At 63.9% G+C, this 24287-nt stretch carries 21 protein-coding genes and 1 tRNA gene; 12 read left to right on the top strand and 10 right to left on the bottom strand.

Features of this window, described 5'->3' with window-relative positions; genetic code table 11:
* Positions 1–46 precede the first annotated feature (46 nt).
* From fdnG to ACZ0BA_RS02550, 8 genes are all read left to right on the top strand, one after another.
* The gene (gene fdnG / locus ACZ0BA_RS02585) at positions 47–3118 is read left to right on the top strand and encodes a formate dehydrogenase-N subunit alpha (protein ID WP_463449796.1); all 3072 of its coding nucleotides are present in this window, start codon (positions 47–49) and stop codon (positions 3116–3118) included.
* Between the two features lie 19 nt (positions 3119–3137).
* Positions 3138–4061, top strand: a complete 924-nt coding sequence (gene fdxH / locus ACZ0BA_RS02580) for a formate dehydrogenase subunit beta (RefSeq protein ID WP_463449795.1) — start codon at positions 3138–3140, stop codon at positions 4059–4061.
* Positions 4048–4722 (top strand): formate dehydrogenase subunit gamma, encoded by a 675-nt coding sequence (locus ACZ0BA_RS02575; protein ID WP_463449794.1) that lies wholly within the window; start codon positions 4048–4050, stop codon positions 4720–4722. The genes fdxH and ACZ0BA_RS02575 overlap by 14 nt, the downstream gene beginning before the upstream one ends.
* Positions 4723–4818: 96 nt before the next feature.
* Entirely contained in the window at positions 4819–5835 is a 1017-nt protein-coding gene (fdhE, locus tag ACZ0BA_RS02570) for a formate dehydrogenase accessory protein FdhE (protein WP_463449793.1), read from the top strand.
* The gene (gene selA, locus ACZ0BA_RS02565) at positions 5832–7289 is read left to right on the top strand and encodes an L-seryl-tRNA(Sec) selenium transferase (protein ID WP_463449792.1); all 1458 of its coding nucleotides are present in this window, start codon (positions 5832–5834) and stop codon (positions 7287–7289) included. Before fdhE ends, selA begins: the two co-directional genes overlap by 4 nt.
* The gene (gene selB / locus ACZ0BA_RS02560) at positions 7286–9208 is read left to right on the top strand and encodes a selenocysteine-specific translation elongation factor (protein ID WP_463449791.1); all 1923 of its coding nucleotides are present in this window, start codon (positions 7286–7288) and stop codon (positions 9206–9208) included. The genes selA and selB overlap by 4 nt, the downstream gene beginning before the upstream one ends.
* A 27-nt stretch (positions 9209–9235) precedes the next feature.
* Positions 9236–9331, top strand: a tRNA-Sec gene (locus ACZ0BA_RS02555).
* Between the two features lie 163 nt (positions 9332–9494).
* Entirely contained in the window at positions 9495–11084 is a 1590-nt protein-coding gene (locus ACZ0BA_RS02550) for a methyl-accepting chemotaxis protein (protein ID WP_463449790.1), read from the top strand.
* 7 nt (positions 11085–11091) lie between these two features.
* Here the strand turns inward: ACZ0BA_RS02550 and ACZ0BA_RS02545 are convergent, their stop codons facing one another.
* On the bottom strand, positions 11092–11349 hold the full coding sequence (locus ACZ0BA_RS02545) for a HigA family addiction module antitoxin (protein WP_463449789.1): 258 nt from the start codon (positions 11347–11349) through the stop codon (positions 11092–11094).
* Positions 11350–11567: 218 nt separating this feature from the next.
* On the opposite strand from ACZ0BA_RS02545, the gene ACZ0BA_RS02540 reads away from it, so the two are divergent.
* A complete protein-coding gene (locus ACZ0BA_RS02540; protein ID WP_463449788.1) occupies positions 11568–13001 on the top strand; it encodes a PQQ-dependent sugar dehydrogenase in 1434 nt (477 codons plus the stop codon).
* 176 nt (positions 13002–13177) lie between these two features.
* On the opposite strand, the gene udk is transcribed toward ACZ0BA_RS02540, so the two are convergent.
* The 6 genes from udk to rpsO form a co-directional block, all read right to left on the bottom strand.
* Positions 13178–13819, bottom strand: a complete 642-nt coding sequence (gene udk, locus ACZ0BA_RS02535; RefSeq protein WP_463449787.1) for a uridine kinase — start codon at positions 13817–13819, stop codon at positions 13178–13180.
* Positions 13820–13905: 86 nt separating this feature from the next.
* A complete protein-coding gene (locus tag ACZ0BA_RS02530) occupies positions 13906–14361 on the bottom strand; it encodes a DUF29 domain-containing protein (RefSeq protein WP_463449786.1) in 456 nt (151 codons plus the stop codon).
* 25 nt (positions 14362–14386) lie between these two features.
* Positions 14387–14830 (bottom strand): DUF29 domain-containing protein, encoded by a 444-nt coding sequence (locus tag ACZ0BA_RS02525; protein WP_463449785.1) that lies wholly within the window; start codon positions 14828–14830, stop codon positions 14387–14389.
* Positions 14827–15252: a DUF29 domain-containing protein gene (locus ACZ0BA_RS02520; protein WP_463449784.1), complete on the bottom strand. Its 426-nt coding sequence runs from the start codon at positions 15250–15252 to the stop codon at positions 14827–14829. Before ACZ0BA_RS02520 ends, ACZ0BA_RS02525 begins: the two co-directional genes overlap by 4 nt.
* A 119-nt stretch (positions 15253–15371) precedes the next feature.
* Entirely contained in the window at positions 15372–17486 is a 2115-nt protein-coding gene (pnp, locus tag ACZ0BA_RS02515) for a polyribonucleotide nucleotidyltransferase (RefSeq protein ID WP_463449783.1), read from the bottom strand.
* Between the two features lie 225 nt (positions 17487–17711).
* On the bottom strand, positions 17712–17981 hold the full coding sequence (gene rpsO, locus ACZ0BA_RS02510) for a 30S ribosomal protein S15 (RefSeq protein WP_008450438.1): 270 nt from the start codon (positions 17979–17981) through the stop codon (positions 17712–17714).
* Positions 17982–18149: 168 nt separating this feature from the next.
* Here rpsO and bamE point away from each other — a divergent pair, with 168 nt between their 5' ends.
* Both bamE and ACZ0BA_RS02500 read left to right on the top strand, forming a co-directional pair.
* The gene (gene bamE, locus ACZ0BA_RS02505; RefSeq protein ID WP_463449782.1) at positions 18150–18638 is read left to right on the top strand and encodes an outer membrane protein assembly factor BamE domain-containing protein; all 489 of its coding nucleotides are present in this window, start codon (positions 18150–18152) and stop codon (positions 18636–18638) included.
* A gap of 122 nt (positions 18639–18760) precedes the next feature.
* Positions 18761–19573, top strand: coding sequence for a hypothetical protein (locus ACZ0BA_RS02500; RefSeq protein ID WP_463449781.1), 813 nt, complete (start codon positions 18761–18763; stop codon positions 19571–19573).
* A 2-nt stretch (positions 19574–19575) separates the two neighbouring features.
* On the opposite strand, the gene ACZ0BA_RS02495 is transcribed toward ACZ0BA_RS02500, so the two are convergent.
* Positions 19576–20406 carry an IclR family transcriptional regulator gene (locus ACZ0BA_RS02495; protein WP_463449780.1) on the bottom strand — a complete coding sequence of 277 codons (831 nt, stop codon included), beginning with the start codon at positions 20404–20406 and terminating at the stop codon, positions 19576–19578.
* A gap of 209 nt (positions 20407–20615) precedes the next feature.
* On the opposite strand from ACZ0BA_RS02495, the gene ACZ0BA_RS02490 reads away from it, so the two are divergent.
* Positions 20616–21818 (top strand): aminotransferase class V-fold PLP-dependent enzyme, encoded by a 1203-nt coding sequence (locus ACZ0BA_RS02490; RefSeq protein ID WP_463449779.1) that lies wholly within the window; start codon positions 20616–20618, stop codon positions 21816–21818.
* Here ACZ0BA_RS02490 and ACZ0BA_RS02485 read toward each other — a convergent pair.
* Both ACZ0BA_RS02485 and ACZ0BA_RS02480 read right to left on the bottom strand, forming a co-directional pair.
* Entirely contained in the window at positions 21815–22750 is a 936-nt protein-coding gene (locus ACZ0BA_RS02485) for a sugar kinase (protein ID WP_463449778.1), read from the bottom strand. The two genes, ACZ0BA_RS02490 and ACZ0BA_RS02485, sit on opposite strands and share 4 nt — an antisense overlap.
* A 31-nt stretch (positions 22751–22781) precedes the next feature.
* Positions 22782–24275, bottom strand: a complete 1494-nt coding sequence (locus ACZ0BA_RS02480; RefSeq protein ID WP_463449777.1) for an N-acyl-D-amino-acid deacylase family protein — start codon at positions 24273–24275, stop codon at positions 22782–22784.
* Positions 24276–24287: the final 12 nt, after the last annotated feature.

Below are 24287 nucleotides of genomic sequence, written 5' to 3'. Positions count from 1 at the left end.
CCGGTGCTACACTCGGAAAGTCTTTGTTCCAACTGAGAGGCTTTCCATGAACCAGATGTCCAGGCGACAGTTCCTTCGGGTAACTGGCGCGACCATCGCGGGTTCGAGCATCGCGCTCCTCGGCTTTGCGCCGGCAACGGCCCTGGCCGAAGTCCGGCAATACAAGCTGGCGCGCAGCACCGAAACCCGCAACACCTGCCCCTACTGCTCCGTAGGCTGCGGAATCCTGATGTACGGTCTGGGCGACGGCGCGAAAAACGCCACCGCCAAAATCATCCACATCGAGGGTGACGCCGACCACCCGGTCAACCGCGGCACGCTGTGTCCAAAGGGCGCAAGCCTGATCGACTTTATCCACTCCCCGAATCGCTTGATGGTGCCGGAATACCGCGCTCCGGGCGCCACGGAATGGAGCCCGATGTCCTGGGACGACGCGCTCACGCGCATCGCCAAATTGATGAAGGCCGACCGCGACGCCAACTTCATCGAGAAAAGCGCCGACGGCAAAACCGTCAACCGCTGGACCACCACCGGCATGCTGTGCGCGTCGGCCGGTTCCAACGAGGTAGGTTATTTAACCCATAAAACCATGCGCAGTCTGGGCATGCTGGCATTCGACAATCAAGCACGTGTATGACACGGTCCGACGGTGGCAGGTCTTGCCTCGACATTTGGACGTGGTGCGATGACGAATCACTGGGTAGACATCAAGAACGCGGATGTCATCCTGGTCATGGGCGGAAACGCCGCTGAAGCACACCCTTGCGGATTCAAATGGGTCACGGAAGCGAAGGCCCATCGTGGCGCCAAGCTGGTCGTGGTCGATCCGCGCTTTACCCGAACCGCTTCGGTAGCCGACTATTACGTCCCTACCCGCACCGGCTCGGACATCGTATTCCTGGGCGCGATCATTAACTATCTGCTCACGAACGACAAGATACAGCACGAATACGTCCGCAATTACACGGACATGCCGTTTATCGTCCGCGAGGACTTCGCCTTCAACGACGGCCTGTATTCCGGCTACGACGAGGCGACCGGCAAGTACGCGGACAAGAGCAGCTGGAACTACGAGATGGGCGACGACGGCTACGCCAAGATCGATCCGACGCTCGAGCATCCGCGCTGCGTGTACCAGCTGATGAAGAAGCACTACTCGCGCTACACCCCGGAGATGGTGGAGAAAGCCTGCGGCGTGCCGCCGGAGAAATTCCACAAGGTCGCCGAGATGCTGGCGTCGACCGCCGTGCCGGGACGCGCCGCGACCATCCTCTACGCGTTGGGCTGGACCCAGCACTCGACCGGCGCGCAAACCCTGCGCACCGGCGCGATGGTGCAGCTCCTGTTGGGGAATATCGGCATCGCCGGCGGCGGCATGAACGCGCTGCGCGGGCACTCCAACATCCAGGGTCTGACCGACCTGGGTCTGCTGACCAATATGCTGCCCGGTTACCTGACTCTGCCCGGCGAAGCGGAACAGGACTGGGAAGCCTACACGGCCAAGCGCGCGCTCAAGCCTTTGCGTCCGAACCAGCTTAGCTACTACAGCAACGCCAAGAAGTTCCTGGTCTCCTTCATGAAGGCCTGGTGGGGCGACGCCGCCACCGAGGAAAACAACTACGCGTTCGACTATCTGCCCAAGCTGGACAAGCCGTACGACATGATGCAAGCCTTCGAGCTTATGCATCAGGGGAAAATGAACGGCTACATCTGCCAGGGCTTCAACATCCTGGCGTCGGCGCCGGACAAGCAGAAGATCACCGAGTCGCTGTCGAAGCTCAAGTTCCTGGTGGTGATGGACCCGCTGGCCGTGGAGACGGCGGAATTCTGGCGTCCGTTCGGCGAGTTCCACCAGGTCGATCCGACCAAGATCATGACCGAGGTATTCCGCCTGCCGACCACCTGCTTCGCCGAGGAACGCGGCTCGCTGGTGAGCTCCTCGCGCGTGCTGCAATGGCACTGGCAAGGCGCCGAAGGCCCAGGCCAGACCAAGAGCGATCTGGAGATCATGTCCGGCATCTTCATGCGCATCAAGAAGATGTACCAGACCGACGGCGGCAAATTCCCCGACCCGATCCTCAACCTGACGTGGAACTACGCGCAACCCCTGAGCCCACAGCCAGAGGAAATCGCGATGGAGTTCAACGGCAAGGCGCTCAAGGAGCTCACCGATCCGAAGGACCCGACAAAAGTCATCCTGAAGAAGAACGAGCAGCTGGCCGGCTTCGCGCAACTACGCGACGACGGCAGCACCGCGTGCGGCTGCTGGATCTTCGCCGGCTGCTGGACCGCCGCCGGCAACCAGATGGGACGCCGCGACAACAGCGACCCGACCGGCATCGGCAATACGCTGAACTGGGCCTGGGCCTGGCCGGCCAACCGCCGCGTGCTGTATAACCGCGCCTCGTGCGACACCAAGGGCAAGCCGTTCGATCCGACCCGTAAGCTGATCGGCTGGAACGGCACCAACTGGGCCGGCGCGGACGTACCGGACTTCAAGGCCGACGAACCGCCGGAAAACGGCATGGGTCCTTTCATCATGCTGGCCGAGGGTGTGGCGCGCTTCTACGCGCGCGACGCCATGGCCGAGGGTCCGTTCCCGGAGCACTACGAGCCGTTTGAAACGCCGATCGGCCACAACCCGATGCACCCCAATAACCCGCGCGCCACCAGCAATCCGGCCGGCCGCATGTTCCCGGGCGACAGGGCGAAGCTGGGCAAGGCAAACGAGTATCCACACGTGGCGACCAGCTACCGTCTGACGGAGCACTTCCATTACTGGACCAAGCACGCGCGCCTGAACGCGATCATCCAACCGGAGCAATTCGTCGAAATCGGCGAAGACCTCGGCAAGGAGATCGGCGTGGTGCATGGCGACCGTGTCAAAGTCAGTTCCAAGCGCGGACACATCGTGGCGAAGGCCGTGGTGACCAAGCGTATCAAGGCATTGACCATCGACGGCAAGAAGACCCACCAGGTCGGACTGCCGATTCACTTCGGGTTCAAGGGAGTCACCAAACCGGGCTACCTGATTAACACCCTGACGCCGACGGTTGGAGACGGCAATTCACAGACACCGGAATTCAAGTCCTTCCTGGTGAAAGTGGAAAAAGCATGACGGCCCGAGGAGAATAAACATGGCTTTACAATCACTTGATATCAAACGAATGTCCGCCACCACGGTGCAGACGCCGGTGGCGCGCACGCCGGCCACCGGCGTCGTGGCCAAGCTGATCGACGTCTCGAAGTGCATCGGCTGCAAGGCATGCCAGACCGCCTGCATGGAGTGGAACGACCTGCGCGACGATGTCGGCGAAACCACCGGCGTGTACGACAATCCGCTCGACCTGACGCCGCAATCGTGGACCGTGATGCGGTTCTCGGAACACGAGAGCAATGACGGCAACCTCGAATGGCTGATCCGCAAGGATGGCTGCATGCACTGCGAGGACCCGGGCTGCCTGAAGGCCTGTCCGGCCCCGGGCGCCATCGTCCAGTACACCAACGGCATTGTGGATTTCCATCAGGAGAACTGCATCGGCTGCGGCTACTGCGTCGCCGGCTGCCCGTTCGACGTGCCCCGCATCTCCAAGAAGGACGACCGCGCCTACAAGTGCACGCTCTGCTCGGACCGCGTGGCCGTCGGCCAGGAACCGGCCTGCGTCAAGACCTGCCCCACCGGCGCGATCGTCTTCGGCACCAAGGAAGACATGAAGGTCCACGCGGCAGACCGCATCGAGGACCTGAAGTCGCGCGGCTACGCCAACGCCGGCCTGTATGATCCGGCCGGCGTCGGCGGCACGCACGTGATGTACGTGCTGCACCACGCCGACAAGGCGCCGTTGTACCATGGGCTGAAGCAGAATCCGAGCATCAGCCCGATGGTCGGCCTGTGGAAGGGTTTGACCAAACCGCTGGCACTGGCCGGCATCGCCGCGACGGCGCTGGCCGGATGGTTCCACTATTCGCGCGTCGGGCCGAATGAGGTGAGCAAGGACGAGGAAGCCGAGGCGCTGCATGAGGCCAACCGGATCAGGGAGAACAGAAATGAGCACACCTGAAAACAAACCCTTGCGCGACAAGGACGGCAATCCGCTGATAGAACGCTACACGCCGAATGACCGCAGCAACCACTGGGTCACCGCCATCTGCTTCATCGTGCTGACGGTGTCCGGCCTCGCCATGTTCCACCCGGCGACGGCGTGGATGGCGGTGTTCCTCGGCGGCGGTCAATGGACGCGCATCCTGCATCCGTTCTTCGGGCTACTGATGTTCGCCTCGTTCGCGCTGCTGGTGGTGCGCTTCTGGCATCACAACCGCTTTGAAAAAGGCGACACGCAGTGGCTCAAGCAGGCCGGCGACGTGGTCAGCAACCGCGAAGAAAAGCTCCCTCCGGTAGGCCGCTACAACGCCGGCCAGAAGGTGCTGTTCTATGTGCTGATCCTGTGCATGCTTGGCCTGCTGTTGTCGGGCATCGTGATCTGGCGCGCGTACTTCGCGTTCTACTTCCCGATCGACGTGGTGCGCTTTGCCGCCTTGCTGCATGCGTTCTGCGCTTTTGTGATCATTTGCTCAATAGTGGTTCACATCTACGCGGGCTTCTGGATCAAGGGTTCCATCGGTGCGATGGTGCGCGGCACGGTCACCTACGGGTGGGCGCGCAAGCACCATCCGCGCTGGTTCGAGGAAGTCGCGCGCAGCACCAACAAGCCGCGCGATTGATTTATCAATTTGGGATTAAAATAGTTCCCAAGCCGGCGGCCGAGGTCACACATATAGCAATCGTGACAACGCCGCCGGCAAACTGGGAGACATCTTTTGGTACAACGTCTGCTTGAACCGGGCGAGATCGAATCGCTCGATCACAATGCCATACCACGCTTGCTGTTACCGCAGGCACGCAGTCTGTTCACCGCGCGCGCCGCCCGCCTGCGCCAGTTGGCGAACAACGACATCACCGGAATTCCCGTCGGCGAATCGATGCAGGGCTATCTTCAATTGATGGCGGCCCTGGTCGACGCGCAGGCCGCCGTCGCCGCATCGCTGCCCGCCGAGACCTTCGCGCTGCCTGACGCGGCGGAAATCGCTCTGTCGCTTGAACACAATATGCCGCCGCTGCCGGTCAGCGGTGCGCGCCCTGCCTCATGGCGCACGGTATTCGCCGCCCTGCTCGATCATCTCGATCCGCTGATCACGGAACAGCCACAATTGGCCGGCGTGCTGGCGCAGTTGCGCGAACTCGACGCCGCGCAGCTGGAAGGCTGCGCCGACGCCGTGCTGGCGGAGGTGACCGAAGGCGTCGATCCGCTGCACGCGCCATTCGTCGCCGCCGCGCTGCAGGTGGTATGGGCGATGCGCGCCAGCCAGCTCGATTCCCCGGCGGTGCAACCGCTGGTGACCAACACCCTGTGTCCCGTGTGCGGCTCGCACCCGGTGGCCAGTGTGATTCGCATTGGCGGTCAGTCGCAAGGCTATCGCTACCTGCATTGCAGCGCCTGCGCCAGCGAATGGCATATGGTGCGGGTCAAGTGCACCTGCTGCGAGCACACCTCCAAGATCGCCTACCAAAGCCTGGAGACGAACGAGGACAAGGCCGAAGTGGTCGCCGCCGCCGACTCCGCGCCGATCAACAAGGCCAACGATCCAAGCAAAGTCGCGCGCGCCGAGACTTGCGAAGATTGCAAGACCTACCGCAAGATCTTCAACCAGGAGCACGACTTCAATGTCGAGCCGCTGGCCGACGATCTGGCCAGCCTGACGCTGGACCTGCTGGTCGGCGAAGCCGGCTACGCCCGCGCCAGCGGCAACCCGCTGTTGTGGTTCAACGCCGCATGAACGGTCCCGCCAACCCGGTGAGGCCGGCCGGTGCGATTCACCTGCCGGCCGTGCATCTGATTCTGTCGGATGCCGGCTGCGAGGCGCTGATTGCGGAATACGGCCGCGCGCAAACCACCGAGGCGGCGCGCGCGGTGTTGGCCGGGTTGCGTGGCCTGCTGGTGGCGGCGCGCGACGGCTCCAGCCACGGCGCGGTCGCCACCGACACCTCCATCCCTACCCTGCTGACCATGCTGGCGGCGCGCCTGCGCGAGTCCAACCGCTCGCAGCTGCGTCCCGTCTTCAACCTGACCGGCACCGTGCTGCACACCAACCTGGGACGCGCGCTGCTGCCCGACAGCGCGGTGCTAGCGGTGGCGGAGGCGCTGCGCTGGCCGATGAACCTGGAGTGGGACATCGACACCGGCAAGCGCGGAGACCGCGACAACCTGGTCGAGGAACAGCTGCTGGAACTGACCGGCGCCGAGGCGGCGACGGTCGTCAACAACAATGCCGCCGCCGTGCTGCTGATGCTGAACACCCTGGCCCAGGGCCGCGAAGTGATCGTCTCGCGCGGCGAGCTGGTTGAAATCGGCGGCGCGTTCCGCATTCCGGACATCATGACGCGTGCCGGCGCGGTACTGCGCGAAGTGGGCAGCACCAACCGCACGCACCTGAAGGATTATGACGAAGCGGCCGGTCCGCAGACCGCGCTGATGATGAAGGTCCATTGCAGTAACTACGCGATCACCGGCTTCACCAAAAGCGTCGAGCTGCCCGAACTGGCGCCGCTGGCGCGCAAGCACAACATCCCGACCGCCGTGGACCTGGGCAGCGGCACCCTGGTCGACCTGGAACAGTACGGACTTCCGCACGAGACCACGGTGCGCGAAACCATCGCCGGCGGCGCCGACCTGGTGACCTTCAGCGGCGACAAGCTGCTGGGCGGTCCGCAATGCGGCATCATCGTCGGCCGCGCGGACCTGATCGCGCAGATCAAAAAGAATCCGCTCAAGCGCGCGCTGCGCGTCGGCAAACTGACCCTGGCCGCGCTGGAACCGGTGCTGGCCCTGTACCGCGCGCCAGACCTGCTGCCCGAACGCCTGACCACCTTGAGGCTGCTGACGCGCCCCGCCGCCGCCATGCGCGAACAGGCGCAATCCATCCTGCCGTTGCTGCAGGACGCGCTGGGCGCCGGCTACATCGTGGGCGCCGAGCCGATGATGAGTCAGATCGGCAGCGGCGCCCTGCCCGTCGACCAATTGCATAGCCACGGGCTGGTGATACGCGCCGCCGCGACGGTCCGCACCGGTAACGCGTTGGGCGTGCTCGAACAGCGTCTGCGCGCGCTGCCGCTGCCGGTGATCGGTCGCGTCTCGCAGGACGCGCTATGGCTCGACCTGCGCTGCATGGACCACCACCAGCAGCAGCGTTTCACCGAACAACTGCCTCTGTTGAGGCAAACGCCCGCATGATCGTCGGCACGGCAGGTCATATCGACCATGGGAAAACCACGCTCACGCGCGCGCTGACGGGTGTCGACACCGATCGCCTGAAAGAAGAAAAAGCGCGCGGCATTTCGATCGAGCTGGGATACGCCTATACCCCGCTGGCCAATGGCGACATCCTCGGCGTCATCGACGTTCCCGGCCACGAAAAATTCATCCGCACCATGGCCGCCGGCGTCACCGGCATCGACGCCGCGCTGCTGGTGATCGCCGCCGACGACGGCATCATGCCGCAAACGCTGGAACACCTGGCGATTTTGCGGCTGCTCGGCGTGCGGCGCGGCGCCGTGGCGTTGACCAAGATCGACCGCGCCGACGCGCAGCAACTGGCGCGCGTCGAAGCAGACATCGACGCGCTGCTGGCGGACACCGATTTAGCCGGTGCGCTTGTCTTCCGCACCAACGCCACCCGGGAAGGCGACACCGGCGTGCAGGCCTTGCTGGCGCATCTGGCGACGATGGCAGCGGCGCTGCCGTCGGCCGATGAGCGCCGTCTGTTCCGCCTTGGCGTCGACCGCGTGTTCACCTTGTCCGGCCAGGGCACCATCGTCACCGGCACCGCGCTGGCGGGGAGCGTGCGGGTGGGCGACACGCTGCAGCTGGCGCCGGGCGAGCAGCAGATGCGGGTGCGCAGCATCCACGCGCAAAACCGGGCCGCCGACATCGGCCGCGCCGGCCAGCGTCTGGCGCTCAACCTGAGCGGCGTATCGAAGGACGAGATAGCGCGCGGCAGCTGGATCGTCGCCCCCGCGCTGGCGGCGTGCTCCGAACGCATCGACGTCGAGCTGACGTTGACGCCGGATAGCGGCGTCACCCTCAAACCATGGTCGCCGCTGCACGTGCATCTGGGCGCGGCGCACCATGTGGCCAACATCGTGCCGCTGGACGGCGAGACGCTGGCGCCGGGCGCCAGCGGCCGCGCGCAGCTGGTGCTCGACGCCCCGGTGCACGCGGTGCCGGGCGACCGCTTCGTGATCCGCAACGCCCAGGCCACCGCCACCATCGGCGGCGGCGTGGTGCTCGATCCCTTCGGGCCGGCGCGCAAGCGGCGCAGCGCGGCGCGACTGGACTGGCTGCGGGCGCTGGCCGACTTCGTCGCCCGTGATCAGGACGACGGCGCGGGCGCGGGCATCGGCGCCCTGCTGGCGCGCAGCCCGCTGGGGTTGCGCAAGTCGACCCTGGTGCGGCTGTCGCAGCTGCCGGCGCACGAGATCGTGGCGCCGCAGGGAACCGTCGGAGTGGCGCTGTCCGGCGGCGATGCGCTGCTGATCGCGTCGGACGAGGTGGCGGCGCTTGAGGCGCGCATCCTCGCCGGCCTCGCGCAATTTCATGCGCGCGCGCCGGACGAAGCGGGCCCGGAGCTGTGGCGCCTCCAGCGCATCGTCGCACCAGACATCGAGGACCGGTTGTGGAGCCGCCTGATCGAGACGCTGACCGGCGCCGGGCGAATCAGGCAACGCGGGCGCAGCCTGCACCTGCCCACCCACAGCGTGGAGTTGAGCGCGGCCGAACAGGCGCTGGCCCGACCGCTGCTGGCATCGTTGCAGGCCGGCCGCTTCGATCCGCCGTGGGTGCGCGATCTGGAGCGCCAGCACGGCTTGCCGGAGGCGGAAGTGCGCCGGCTGCTGCTTAAACTGTCAAAGACCGGCGAGATCAGCCAGCTGGTGCCGGATCTCTTTTATCATCCGGCACCGCTGGCCGAGCTGGCGGCACTGGTGGCGACTTTACCTGAAGTGCAAGCGTCGTCGTTCCGGGACGCCACCGGCCTGGGACGCAAGCGCGCGATTCAAATATTGGAGTTCTTCAATCGTGTCGGCTATACTCGGCGCGTCGGCAACATCCACCTGGTCCGGCCCAATGCGGCCTGGTCGTCCAGCGCAGAATAGGGCCAAATAGCGCCGACATCGTACCACGGAAGGCAATCTCATCCGGTGATGGGGCCGGGCTTCAAACCCGGTGGGGGGCGTCAGACGCTCTCCTGTAAGTTCGACTCCTACTGCCTTCCGCCACTCCTCCCGCCCCTCCCGCTATTACGTGCACGTAAAACTACGTACGAACGTCCATGACAAATTACGTGTAAAATTACGCCAAGGAAACAGGTGTTGTTTAAAGAAAAATATTCTGCCTGTCGTAAATCGGTCGCACTGAGCTGCGTTAATGTAAGGAATCACAATGATTTTTTCTAAAATGAAGGTCGGCAAACGCCTCGCGGTCGGCTTCGGCGCCGCCCTGGTGCTGCTGCTGACCATTTCGGTGGCCAGTGAACTGACCATACGCAGCATTGCTGCCGACACCACCAATCTGCTCGAGCAGCAACTCCAGACCGAGCGTCTCGTCACCGAGTGGAAAGGCAACATCGAGACCAACGTGCAACGCGCCCAGGCGGCCGCCAAGACCAGCGATCCGGAGACGCAAAAATTCTTCGAGGACGGCATTGCCCGCGCGTCCCAACGGGTGACCGGCGCGCAGGAACAAATCGGCAAGCTGCTGGTCGACCCGCGCGCAAAAGAGCTGTTTGCCAAAGCGCTGGAAAATCGCGCGATCTACCAGGGCCACCGCAAGGCGGCGTTCGACGCCAAGGCGCGCGGCGACATCGACCAGGCCAACACCATTATCGCGCAGCAGTTCATTCCAGCTGGCGACACCTACGTGGGCAGCATCGCTGCGCTCGCCGAGCGCCAGAAGAGCGCGATCGACGAGATCGGCAACAGCATCCAGAAGCGCAGCGACGGCGCCATTGTCACCATCCTGATCGTCTCGCTGACCTCGATCGCGGTGGCGCTTGCGCTCGGCTGGTTGATCACCCGTTCGCTGCTGAGCCAGCTCGGCGGCGAGCCCGACTATGCCGCCGCCATCACCGACCGCATCGCCGCAGGCGACCTGACGGTGGACGTCGCGCTGCGCGCCGGTGACCGCTCCAGCCTGCTGTTCAGCATCGCCACCATGCGCGACCGCTTGGCCGCCATCGTCGGCGAAGTGCGCAACACCACCGACGCCGTCGCCACCGCCTCCAACGAGATCGCCAGCGGCAATATGGACCTGTCGATCCGCACCGAGCAGCAGGCCGGCTCGCTCGAGGAGACGGCCTCGTCGATGGAAGAACTGACCTCGGCGGTCAAGCAAAACACCGACCACGCGCGCCAGGCCAACCAGCTGGCGGCAAGCGCGGCCTCGGTGGCCGTGCGCGGTGGCGGCGTCGTGGCCGAGGTGGTGACGACGATGGATTCGATCAGCGCATCGTCGCGCCGCATCGTCGACATCATCGGCGTGATCGACGGCATCGCTTTCCAGACCAATATTCTGGCGCTGAACGCGGCCGTGGAAGCGGCGCGCGCCGGCGAACAAGGCCGTGGCTTCGCGGTGGTGGCGTCGGAAGTGCGCAATCTGGCGCAGCGCTCGGCCAGCGCGGCCAAGGACATCAAGCAATTGATCGACGATTCGGTCGGCAAGATCGACGATGGCGCCAAGCTGGTCGGCCAGGCCGGCGACACGATGACCGAGATCGTCGCCAGCGTCCAGCGCGTCAGCGACATCATGGGACAGATCGCCACCGCCAGCGGCGAGCAGGAGGCCGGCATCGAACAGATCAACCAGGCGATCGTCGAGATGGATGGCGTGACGCAGCAAAATGCGGCGTTGGTCGAACAGGCTGCTGCGGCGGCGGACGCCTTGCAAGGCCAGTCCGGTCATCTGGCGCAGCTGGTCAGCATGTTCACGCTGGACGCCGCACCGGCGCGCGGACGTACGCTAGCGTTGCGCTGATGCCGTTTTAAACCGCGTTCTGCGCAATTCGCACATCGTACTCCGCCTGTAGATTCAACCAAAATCGGGCCGATACTTTGAAATGCGTGGCCAAGGAATTGGCGATCCGCTCCGTGCCAGGACTGGCGCTGGATAATAGAGCGTTGAGCTGGGTGATCGGCAGGTCCAGCTCAGCCGCCAGCGCTGCGGCCGTCAAACCAAGAGGACGCATAAACTCTGCGCTCAAAATTTCTCCGGGGTGAATCTCGTCCGCTTTGGTATCCATTGCCCTCTCCTAATGAGAGTCGACGATCTCGCGGTCGTGATCATCGCCATTACGCCAGCGGATTCTTTCGACAATAGCGTAGCACTCATCGAGTTGTTTTGACGGCGCTTAAGCTAAGCCGCTTAAAAAGTAGCAATCGCCACGCGGGACCAGTCATACCATGATGTCCAACACGCAATTAAATGGCACAATACGGCATTGTTGACCCTGGGACACCTATGAAAAAGATTGCCTTGCCCGCCGCCGCTATCGCTCTGGCCTTCAGCTCCTTTGCCGCGCACGCCGCCGCCTCGTCGGTAGCCGCCGACAAACTCTATCAAGCCAACTGCGCCTCTTGCCATGGCGTCAAAATGGAGGGCGGCATCGGTCCAACCCTGGGCAAACACCCCTGGCTGCACGGCGAGCCGACCAAGGCCAACCTGATCAAAGTGATCAGCAAGGGCGTTCCAGAAAAGAATATGCCGGCCTGGTCGCCAGCGCTGAGCGCGCCGCAGATCGCACTGCTGGCCGACTACATCGCCGCCGGCGCCAACAAGCCGATCGTCGCCTCTGCCGCGACCTCGACCGCTGCGGCGGCATCGGCAGCCGCCGCCAAGGCCGCCCCGGCCTCCGACGGTATCGACCTGAACGGCTTCAAGCTTCCCAAAGGCTTCCACATCAGCGTCTACGCCAGCCAGGTCGACGCGGCGCGCAGCATGGTCGTGTCCGACAGTGGCATCGTCTATGTCGGCTCGCGCAAGGCCGGAAAGGTGTACGCGCTGGTGCCGCGCGGCGACAAACAGACCGCCGAGGTGGTCACCATCGCCTCCGGCCTGGAAAACCCGATCGGCGTCACCCTGCTCAACGGCGCGCTATACGTTGGCGAGATCAGCCGCGTGATCCGCTTCGACAATATCGACAAGCGCTACGCACAGAAACCATCGTACGAAGTGGTCAAGGTCGATCTGCCGAACGACAAATGGCACGGCGAGAAAGTCATCAAGGCCGGCCCGGATGGCAAGCTGTACATCCCCGTGGGCGCGCCCTGCAACATCTGCGATACCGACGAGACCAAGCACGCCAAAATCTACCGCATGAACGCCGACGGCAGCGGGCTGGAGGAATACGCACGCGGCATCCGCAACACGGTTGGGTTCGCCTTCCATCCGACGACCAAGGCCTTGTGGTTCACCGACAATGGCCGCGACGAGATGGGCGACAACACGCCATCGTGCGAACTCAACATCGCGCCCAAGGCCGGCTTGCATTTCGGCTTCCCCTACTGTCACGGCGGCGTAGTGCCGGACCCGGCTTTCGCCAAGGGCCGCAGCTGCGAGGAATTTGTCGCGCCGGTCGCCAAGCTGGGACCGCACGTGGCGCCGTTGGGCTTGACCTTCTATACCGGCAAGCAGTTCCCTGAAGCATATCGTAACAACGTCTACATCGCCGAGCATGGCTCGTGGAACCGCACCACCAAGAGCGGCTACAGCGTGCGCTTGATTACGCTGTACGACAGCAAGGTTGTCAGCGACACCGCGTTCATCGACGGCTTCCTGCGCGGCGAGGAAGTCGTGGCGCGGCCGGTGGATGTGGTGAGCCTGGCCGATGGCTCGATGTTGGTGTCGGATGACTTCGGCGGGCGCGTGTTCCGCGTGACGTACGACGGCAAGTAATGCCTGAACGCGCTCCGCAGTGACGGGGGCGCGTTTCCTTCATTGCCGCGAGTTATGTACGGGACATCGTCTTCGTATAGATTGCCCACCAGTGAACTCCCGCGACCATCCTATTTAGACGGCAGCGAGGTGCGAAAGTTCGGTATCCAGATAGGCAAGACGGCGTTACGGCGCTCTCAAGGACGCTTCAACTGCCCGATAACGCTCGCTACCTTGGTGGTGATCACATCGACCGCCGGCCCATTTGCGCCATGCGGAATGATCACATCGGCGTGGCGCTTGGTCGGCTCGATGAATTGCTGGTGCATCGGACGCACGGTGTCCAGATACTGGCCGACGACGCTTTCCACCGAACGGCCGCGCTCGGTGATGTCCCTCTGCAAGCGGCGGATGAAGCGGACATCGGAGGCGGTATCGACGAAGATCTTCAGCGACATCATTTTGCGCAGGTCCGCGTCATACAGCGCAAACAGGCCTTCGATGACGATCACCGGCGCCGGCTTGACCAGAATAGTCCGGTCGGAGCGGTTGTCCGACGTGAAGTCGTACTCCGGCATCTCGATCGCTTCGCCGTTGCGCAAGGCTTTGACGTGTTGTACCAGCAAAGGCCAGTCGAAGGCCTGCGGATGGTCGTAATTCTGCTTGCGGCGGACTTCTGGGGTGAGATGGGATTGGTCGCAGTAGTAATCGTCCTGCATCACGACCGAGACCATTTCGGCGCCAAATGAAGCGAGTACTTGCTGGGATACCGTGGACTTGCCACTGCCGCTTCCGCCGGCGACACCAATGACAAAAGGATGGGAAGAAATCTTGTTCATGCCGAATGATACCGGAACCGCCGCCGAACCGACAGGGCCGGGTGATTGCTACGGCAGCATTCGCCGCTTGCTACGCTTCCGCAAGCTTATGGCGGCGAATCGTACGGTCCCGCATCAGGCTTAAAATCCAGCGAAAGAATCTGTTCGATCGTCCAGGGCAGTTCATGTGGCAGGATCAGCTCATGAGTATCCTCATACGCCTTAACTTTTGCATAACGGTAGGTTTGACGCATCCATGCGGTATCGGTCAGCAAGGGTTTCAGCCCTGGACCATTAAAAAGATCCTGATGTATCGCCGCGCGCTGTTCACGGATGGTATAGACCCAACTATGGCCTCGCATGTCGTGCTGATATGCCCATTTCAGCAAATGCATGATGAGCAATGCTAGCCGGCTCTGCAGTTCCCGTTTTTCGCTTTTGCCCACATCCTCGATCTCCTCTGCGATGTTGTCGATGTCTAGCTCAGCCCATCGACCAGCACGAAGCAGCGAGGCTTGCTGCTCGGCCCAAGCAGCAATATCATCTTCATAGCGAACGCTCATAAGCTCACCTTATTGCGGGTTTCAGTTATCGTGAGTGCGGGAGCAGGAAGGAAATCAAGTCCATCAATTCGTTAAGCGCCCAGGGCATGTCAGCGGGAAGATCGACCAATCCGGCTTCGATTTGAGCGTGCCGGACGGCACTGCGATAGGTGGCCGCCAACCAGTCGGGCGAATCGAGCAACCCTTTGAGGCTTGGACTGTCCGCAAGCGCCTGTTCGATCGCTGCGCGTTGCGTCCCGATTGTTCTGGTCCAGCTACGTCCGCGGTGCGTAGGCTGGTATGCCCATTTCAATAGATGTGTCAGCAAGACCACCATATGAGCACGCAACGCGCGCTTATCGCTTTTACCCACATCCTCGATCTCCTCGGCGACGTTGTCGATATCAAGCTCGGACCAACGACGCGCCCGGATGAGCGCCGCTTGCCGCTCGGCCCAGGCGACTACGTCGTCGTCATACAAAGTACTCATGGCCAATCCTCCTGCAGCACTTTCTCCAATGTCCACGGGCTTCGCCCGGGCAGCTCTGCCAACGACGCCTCCTTGACTGCCAGGATCACCGCATCGCGCCAGACGTCCTCGACAAAGCCCGGATCGGTGATCAGTTTCCGCAGACTTGGGGTCTGACGCAGCAACTTCAGCACTTGCGCCCGTTGCTCCCGGATGGTTCTTAGCCAACTGGCGCCGCAGCGGTCCGGCTGATACCGGCACTTGATCAGATGCTCGACCAGCACCGCCATGCGATGACAGAGCGCGCGTTTTTCGCTTTTGCCCACATCCTCGATCTCCTCGGCGACGTTGTTGATATCCAGTTGCGACCATTGACCCGAGCGCAGCAAGGCTGCCTGCTGCTCGGCCCAAGCGACAACATCCTCGTCGTAAAGCGTGCCCATGACTGCTCCTCCCTCCCCGTGCATCAAGTTGGACCGGCGCCATGATCAAAAGTTCAAGACGAAAAAAAACCGCGCCATGTGCATGCACACGGCGCGGTTTTTAGCGGACTAAGCCGGAATTACTGTGCTGCCGCTTCTTCAGCAGCTGCCTTCATCGACAGCTTCAGGCGGCCGCGGTCGTCGGTTTCCAGAACCTTGACGCGCACTGCCTGGCCTTCTTTCAGGTAGTCGGCAACGGCGTTGACGCGCTCGTTGGCGATTTGCGAGATGTGCAGCAGACCATCTTTACCTGGCATGACCTGGACGATCGCGCCGAAGTCCAGCAGCTTCAACACCACGCCGTCGTAGGTCTTGCCCACTTCGACCGAGGCGGTCAGCTCTTCGATGCGACGCTTGGCTTCCTGGCCGGCGGCGGCGTCGACGGAGGCGATGGTGACCACGCCTTCGTCGCTGATGTCGATCTGCGTGCCGGTCTCTTCGGTCAGCGCGCGGATGACGGCGCCGCCCTTGCCGATGACGTCACGGATCTTCTCGGGATTGATCTTGATGGTGATCAGGCGCGGTGCGAAATCGGACAGTTCCGTTTTCACGTGCGGCATGGCTTTTTGCATTTCGCCCAGGATGTGCTCGCGGCCTTCCTTGGCTTGCGCCAGCGCCACTTGCATGATTTCCTTGGTGATGCCCATGATCTTGATGTCCATCTGCAGCGCGGTGATACCGTTGCGGGTACCAGCGACCTTGAAGTCCATGTCGCCCAGGTGATCTTCATCGCCCAGGATGTCCGACAGCACGGCAAACTTGCCGCCTTCCTTGATCAGGCCCATCGCGATACCGGCGACGTGCTCTTTCATTGGAACGCCGGCGTCCATCAGCGCCAGGCAGCCGCCGCAGACCGAAGCCATCGACGACGAACCGTTCGATTCGGTGATTTCCGACACCAGGCGTACGGAGTAGCTGAACTCTTCCGGTGCAGGCAGCGCGGCGATCAGCGCGCGCTTGGCCAGACGGCCGTGGCCGATCTCGCGGCGCTTCGGCGTACCGACGCGGCCGGTTTCGCCGGTGGCGAACGGTGGCATGTTGTAATGCAGCATGAAGGAGTCGGTGAACTCGCCCATCAGCGCGTCGATCTTCTGGCTGTCGCGGGCGGTGCCCAGCGTGGCGACGACCAGCGCCTGCGTTTCACCACGGGTGAACAATGCCGAACCGTGGGTGCGTGGCAGCACCGAGGTGCGGATCGAGATCGGACGCACGGTGCGCGTGTCGCGGCCGTCGATGCGTGGTTCGCCGTCCAGGATCTGGGTGCGGACGATTTTCGCTTCGATGTCGAACAGGATGTTGTTCACTTCGGCCGAATCGATCGGCGCGGCGCCGGCAGCGGCCGCTTCAGCGGACAGGTCGGCCAGCACTTCGCTGGTGGCGGCCTTGAGTTTGGCGGTGCGCTCTTGCTTGTCTTTGGTCTGGTACGCTTCGTTGATCTTGCTGGCGGCGAAATGCGTCACGCGGCCGATCAGTGCTTCGTTCTTGGCAGGAGGCGCCCATTCGACTTCCGGCTTGCCGCCGTCGCGCACCAGTTCGTGGATCGCGTCGATGACCGCTTTCATTTCGGTATGGCCGAAGACCACCGCGCCGAGCATGATTTCTTCGGACAGCTGCTGGGCTTCCGATTCAACCATCAGCACGGCCGTTTCGGTACCGGCAACAACCAGATCCATCTGCGAGGTCTTCAGTTGTTCGACGGTCGGGTTCAGGATGTACTGGCCGTTGGCGTAGCCGACGCGCGCGGCGCCGACCGGGCCGTTGAATGGCACGCCCGATACGCACAGGGCGGCCGATGCGCCGATCATGGCGGCGATGTCCGGATCGATTTCCGGGTTGACCGACAGCACGTGAATGATGACCTGCACTTCGTTCAGGTAGCCTTCAGGGAACAGCGGGCGGATAGGACGGTCGATCAGACGCGACGTCAGCGTTTCTTTTTCAGAAGGACGGCCTTCGCGCTTGAAGAAACCGCCCGGGATTTTACCGGCAGCATAGGTTTTTTCGACGTAATCGACGGTCAGCGGGAAGAAGTCCTGACCTGGCTTGGCATCTTTGCGTGCCACAACCGTTGCCAGTACGACGGTGTCTTCGATCGACACCAACACCGCGCCGGATGCCTGGCGAGCGATTTCGCCGGTTTCCAGCGTGACGGTGTGTTGGCCGTACTGGAAGGTTTTCGTAACTTTGTTAAACATGGGTAATCCCTTTCTATTTGCCGACAGATTTTCAGGGGCTGTCGTTCACCTCACCACAGACGGCATACCCGCCGTCTTTGCTACACTTGCTAAAAAAACAGGAATTCCATGCTGCGTTGCTAAGATCGCGTTCCACTTAGCAAGTTTTTTGCCCGCAAAAATGACAAAATGCCCGCGACAGACAAACTGGCGCAGGCATTTCGATTAAGCTGGATGACGCAAATATTACTTACGCAGGCCCAGTTTAGCGATCAGATCGCGATAACGGGTTGCGTCTTTGCCCTTCAGGTACGACAGCAGGCTCTTACGACGGTTAACCATCATAATCAGACCACGACGGGAGTGGTGATCCTTGCTGTGGGCCTTGAAGTGGCCGTTCAGTTCGTTGATGCGTGCGGTCAGCAGTGCAACTTGCACTTCTGGGGAGCCGGTGTCTTTTTGACCACGGGCGTTGTCCGCGATGATCGCGGCTTTGTTGATGTTTTCTACGGTCATGATATTTACCTTTAACATGCGGTGCGCGGAGTCTGAACCCTGCACACCGTGAACTTCAAAAAAAACCGATCCAAAGACCGGACCCGAAAGTATAGCGGAAAAAGCGCCGCGTGTATCCCGCCTTGGCTACAATTTGTCACCTTCCCCCGCTTTTTATGGAGCTGCGTGATGAAAAGACTGTTTCTTTTGACAATTTTTTGCGGTGGGCTGGCCGGCTGCGCCAATATGTTCGGCCCGCCGCCGGCGCCCGGCGACAGCGCGGCGGTGGTCCAGTCCAAGCTGGGCCGGCCCACCAACGTCTACCCGAACGGTCCGGACACGATGCTGGAATACGCCATGGGCCCGCTCGGCCAGTACACCTGGATGGCGCGCATGGGGCCGGACGGGCGGCTGATCTCGTACGAGCAGGTGCTGACCGACGCCAAATTCGGCACCATCAAAATCGGCCGCGACAACAAGGACAGCGTCTTGCGGATACTTGGCCGCCCATCCAAACAGGTGCGGTATCACAGCGTCGACGGCGATGTCTGGCAGTACCGCTACAAGGAAAGCGATGTGTGGAATTCGCTGATGGACGTGCAGTTCGACCGCAACGGCGTGGTGCAGGCCCTGGTCAACGGCCCCGACGAGGAGCGCGAACCGCGCTGGCTGCGCTAAGCCCGCTAACCCAACTCGGTAGGACGAGTCCCACGCGCGGTTTGGCAGTGCGCCGACGTGAAATGTTTCTCCCCGTTGCTATCATTTCGCGATATCAAAACGCAACCCACTTCGGAGAATTCATGTCTTTACGTACGCCTTCCGCACGCCACGCCATTTACACCGCTACCCTTATCGCGCTGACCGCAGCCAGCGCCATGGCCTGGGCGGAACCGTCGCCTGCGCTGGACCGCGCCAGTCTGTCCGTCGGCGCCTTCTACACCGAGCCACGCATCAAGCTCGAGGGCGAAACCAACTACGGCCGCATCGACACCGGCACCTACAAGTCGGACAACGTCACGCTGCCGCGCGCCAAGGCCAGCGTGCTGATCGGCGACTCGCACGGCTTCGACTTCGATTACTACCGCTACGATAAAGAGTACAACCCGAGCCTGTCCGGCACCACCAACGTCAATGGCTTGCCGCTGACCGGCAACGGCCAGCTGAACGCCAAACTGAAGCTCGATCTGGCAAGGGCCACCTACAAATGGTGGCTCGGCACCGGCGCGGATGTGTTCGGCGTGGGCGTCGGCGCGGCCTACTACCGCGCGCGCATCGATGGCACCGCGAACGGTGTGTTGAACGGCGTTAGCGGCAATGCGCGATATTCGGAAAGCGAGAACGCGTATGCGCCGCTGGTGGAACTGGGCTGGCGCCATCAATTCTCGCCACAGGTGCGCATGTATGCGAACGCGCATGGCATCAAAAAGAATGGCGGCAGCATCAACGGCCACATTTACGGCGGCGACGTCGGCGTGGAATGGTATGTGACGCCGATGGTTGGCGTGGTGGCCGAGTACAGCGCCTCGAAGATCAGCCTGCACCGCGACCGCGACGACCTGGCCGTGAATGTCCGGTTGAACGGACCGGCCGCTTACCTCAAGGTCCGCTTCTAACGTTAGGCCGCACGCGCGCCGCCGCTTTTGAACCCGAGCGAGGCTTCGACGCGGTCGGCGGCGGCGATTACGGCGTCCGCATAGCGCCGCGTATCGGCCGACACCTTATGCTCGGGCAGCACGATCGAAATGGTGGCGATGCAGGCTCCGTGCACGTCACGGATCGGCGACGCCACGCACGCCACGGAAAAATCGGATTCGCCGATCTGCACCGACAGGCGTTCCCCGAACGCCTTGGCCGATGCCTGCGCCAGCACCACAGGATCGGTCTGGGCCAACCCGGTCGGCGAGGCCTTGCCGGCGCGACGGAACAGCTCCACCCGCTCGGCATCCGGCAGGTGGCCGACCAGCAGCCGGCCCGAGGCCGCCCAGTTCAGCGGCACCCGGGTGCCGACGTTGGAGCTGATGCGGAAATGGCCAAGACCGGCGGCGGTGGCCAGGACCACCATGAAGTCGCCATCGCGGCCGCAAACCTGTACCGTTTCGCCGGTCTCGCGGCACAACACGTCCATCTCTCGTTTGGCCTGCTCAAGGAAATCGAGCGAGCGCGAATATGCCAGCCCGTACAGGTGCAGGCGCGAGCCCAGCCACACGCTGCCATCCTCATGGCGGCTCAGCATCGCCTTTTCCACCAGATCCTCGACCAGCGCATACACCGTCGACAGCGGCGCGCCGATGGCGCGCGCGATGGCGTAGGGTCCGGCCGGCGCGCCCGTCTCGTACAGGTGGTCGAGCACCTGCAAGGCACGGTCCATGGCGCTCACGCGCGGGCCGCGGCCTTGGGGCAGCTCGGCTTCATTGGCCGCCGGGACGGCGGGATTCTGTTTTTTCATCGGCGCGGCAGTGGCGTCCGGCCGCGCCGGTCCGCCCCCGGTTCAGGTTATAGACATCCGGTATTCTGACATGATTTGTCGACAACGCGCCGTTTTGCTTCGGCGCGATTCAGTTCTTTGACTCTGGCGGAGTTGGCCCTACAATCGTGATCGGCCGGCCAACGGCCAGCGACAGCGACAACAGCGTTTTCCGAGGAAGATCACCCGACATGAGCGGCCCGTCCATTCGCAGCAGCCTAGGCCTGCGCGAAATTATCAACGTCTCCGGCACCATGACGCCGCTGGGCGCCTGCATCGCCGTGCCGGAAGCCATCGCCGCCGCGGCAGCGATCCTGCCGCAGTTCGTCGACATGGGCGCGCTGCAAAAGCTGGCCAGCGGCGCCATCGCCGAGGCCTGCGGCGCGCAGGCCGGCTTCGTCACCGCCTCCTGTTCGGCCGCCATCACCCTGGCGGTGGCCGCCAGCATGACCGGCGCCGATCTGGCGCGCATCGGCCAACTGCCCGATACGCGCGAGCTTAAAAATGAGGTGTTGATCCAGTCCGGCCATCTGGTCGACTACGGCGCGCCGCTGTCGCAGGCGATCACGCTCTCGGGCGCCACGTTGACGACCATCGCCCCGGGCGTCACGGCGACGGAACTGGCCGCGTCGACAGCGGCGGCAATCACGCCACGCACCGCCTGCGCGGTATACGTGGTGTCGCACCATGCGCAGCAGGCCGGCACGCTGGCGCTTGGCGAGTTCGCGCGCGTCTGCCACGCCGCCGGCGTGCCGGTGATCGTCGACGCCGCGTCGGAATACGACCTCAAAGCGTTCCTGGCCGCCGGCGCGGATCTGGCGCTGTACTCGGCGCACAAATTCCTCGGCGGTCTGACGGCCGGCATCGTCGCCGGCGACAAGCAACTGGTGCGGGCGGCGTATCTGCAAAACCACGGCATCGGCCGCGGCATGAAGGTTGGCAAAGAAGGCGTGATGGCCACCATCGCCGCGTTGCAGGCATGGCGCACGCGCGATCACGCCGCCGTGCGGGCGCGCGAAACGGCCAGTCTCGAACTGTGGCGAAGCGCACTGGAGGGACGCGCCGGCGTCGCAGCCATCATCGAGGCCGATCCCACCGGCAATCCACTCTCCCGGCTGCGCGTGACCGTCACGCCGGCGCGAGCGGGCATCACCGCGTGGGACCTGGCCGACGCGCTGGCGCACGGCGCGCGGCCGGTGATCGTGCGCGATCACGAACTTGAACACGGCAGCTTCCACCTCGATCCGTGCAACCTGCATCCGGGAGAAGACGCCATCGTCGCGGCACGCCTGATCGAGGAGCTGCAACGCGCCGCAACCGCGCCGGTGGCGCCGACCCCGATCGACCAGCGCCACCGACAGCGGCTGGAGGCGATGCTGGCCTGGCCGGATTAGCCCGTGCCGCTCAGCAGGAAGTCGCGTACTTGCGCGGCGCGCGGCACCGGCGCCACCGCACCGTGGCCCAAGGTGGACAAGGCCGCGCTGGCATTGGCATAGCGGACCGCGTCGGCCAGCGTATCGCCGGCCGCCAGGCGCGCCAGCAGGCTGCCGTCAAAACAGTCGCCGGCGCCGGTGGCGTCGACCGCATTGACGGCGATGGCCGCCGCCAACTGCGGCTCCTCGCCCGGCGCCGCGTACCAGGCGCCGGCGGCGCCGCACTTGAGCACCACGGTGCGCGCGCCCTGCGCACGGCACCAGGAAAATATCGCGCCGACATCGCCGCTGCCGGCCAGCGCCACCCCTTCGTCCAGGCTGGGCAAAAACAGATCGGTCAGGGCGATGCTCGCGCGGATCACCGCGCCTGCGCGCGCCAACGGCCATAACGACAGCCGCAAATTGGGATCGTAGCTGACCTGGACGCCGGCGCGGCGCGCGGCGTCGATGGCGGCGAACACGGTGTCGCAGGCGCCGGCCGATATCGCCTGCGAGATACCCGACACGTGCAGCCAGCGTGCCGCGCGCACCACATCCAGATCGGTGTTATCGGGTCGCATGCCACTGGCTGCAGATCCGGCGCGCCGATAGCTGAACGCGTGGCCGGCGGGTCCGTGGTAGACGAAATACAGGCCGGTCGGCGCGCCGGCATCGCGGGCCACGGCACCGCAATCGACGCCCTCGCCCCGCCACAGCGCGAGCAGCATGTCGCCGAACTGGTCGTCGCCGACGCGGCTCAGATAAGCCGCGCGGGCGCCCTGGCGGCTGGCCGCGATGACCACATTCGAGGTGTCGCCGCCAAAGCCCTGGCGGTACTCCGGCTGCCCGGCGCGGGTCTGGTTGAATTCGACCATCGCCTCGCCCAGCGCGACGATGTCATATTGCTTCTCCAAGGCTTACTCCTGTTATCAATATCAAATTCGGTCAACCGCCGTGGCGCAGAAAACGGCCGCCGCGACCGCCCTGCCAACTGCCCGCTCGGTACGACGGTACGCCGTTGACATACACATGCTCGATGCCGGCGCTGATCTCGGACGGCGCCGCGAACGTGGCGCGATCGGCCACGGTCGCCGGATCGAACACCACCAAGTCCGCATGGTAGCCGACACGCACCAACCCGCGCGCACGCAGGCCGAAACGCCCGGCCGACATGCCGGTCATCTTGTGCACGGCCGTCTCCAGCCCGAACAGCTTCAACTCGCGGCAATAGCGCCCAAGCACACGGGGAAAAGTCCCCCACAGGCGCGGGTGCGGATGGCGGTCGTGCGGCAAACCGTCCGATCCTATCATGGACTGCGGATGCCGGAGCACACGCTGGACGTCTTCCTCGTCCATCTGGAAGTAGCAGGCGCCGCCCGGCTGCAACCGGTCGCAGGCCTCCTGCTGGCTGCAGCCCCAGTCGGCGGCGATGGATGCCAGCGAGCGACCCGCCAATTCAGGATACGGCTCCGACCACGTCACCAGGATCTCGATCACGCCGTCCACCAGATCGGTGCGCAGCACGGTCGATCCGGCCACGTAGGGATAGACATCGAGCCCGATGGACTGTTCGCGCGCCGCGCGGTCGATCAGCGCCAGCGTCTCCGTGGTGCGGCCCCAGTTGTGCGGCCCGGCGCACTTGTGGTGCGACAGGATCAGCGGCGCGCGCGCCGATCGCGCCGCGTCCATCGCCTCGCGCATCGAATCGAGGATGGCGGAAAATTCGTCGCGGATGTGGGTCGCGTAGACCCCGCCCCCGGCGGCGGCAACCCTGGCCAGCGCCGCCACTTCCCCGATATCGGCGGCGGCGGCCGGCGCGTAGAACACGCCGCTGCTCATGCCGATCGCACCCTGCGCCATCGCCAGGGCCAGGCTGTGCTCCATCGCGGCCAGCTCCGCCGGCGTGGCCTTGCGCAGCAGGTCCGCCACATGCGCGACCCGCAGACTGGTATGGCCGACCAGCGCCGCCACGTTGACCGCCGGCCGCGCCGCGTCGACGGCGTCGGCGTACGCGGCCAACTCGCCGTAACGGAAGCCGTCGCTGCCACCCAACAGGTTGAGCGGCGGCGGCACCGGCGCCACCGGCAGCAGCGGCGCCAGGCTGATGCCGCAGTTGCCGACCACCACGGTGGTGACGCCCTGGCTGATCTTGGGCCGCATCTCCGGCGCCAGCAGCACGATATTGTCGTCGTGGGTGTGGACGTCGATGAAGCCGGGGCATACCACCAGGCCGCCCACCTCGAGCACAAGCGCGCCCGCAGGGACGGCCAGTGCCGGTCCGATGGCGGCGATGCGACCGTGCTCGATGAGCACATCGGCCACGTAGGCGGACGCGCCGCTGCCGTCGATCACGCTGCCGCCGCGCAGCAGCACCGCGCCGGCGTCCGCATCGGGCGCGTTCGCGCTTCGGGAGACATTAGTATCGATCGTGTCGCTCATCTGTCGGTCAAC

The organism is Duganella sp. AC917, from assembly GCF_979258245.1.
Note: the sequence above shows the minus strand (reverse complement) of the source record. Positions and strands in the feature narration are given on the sequence as shown.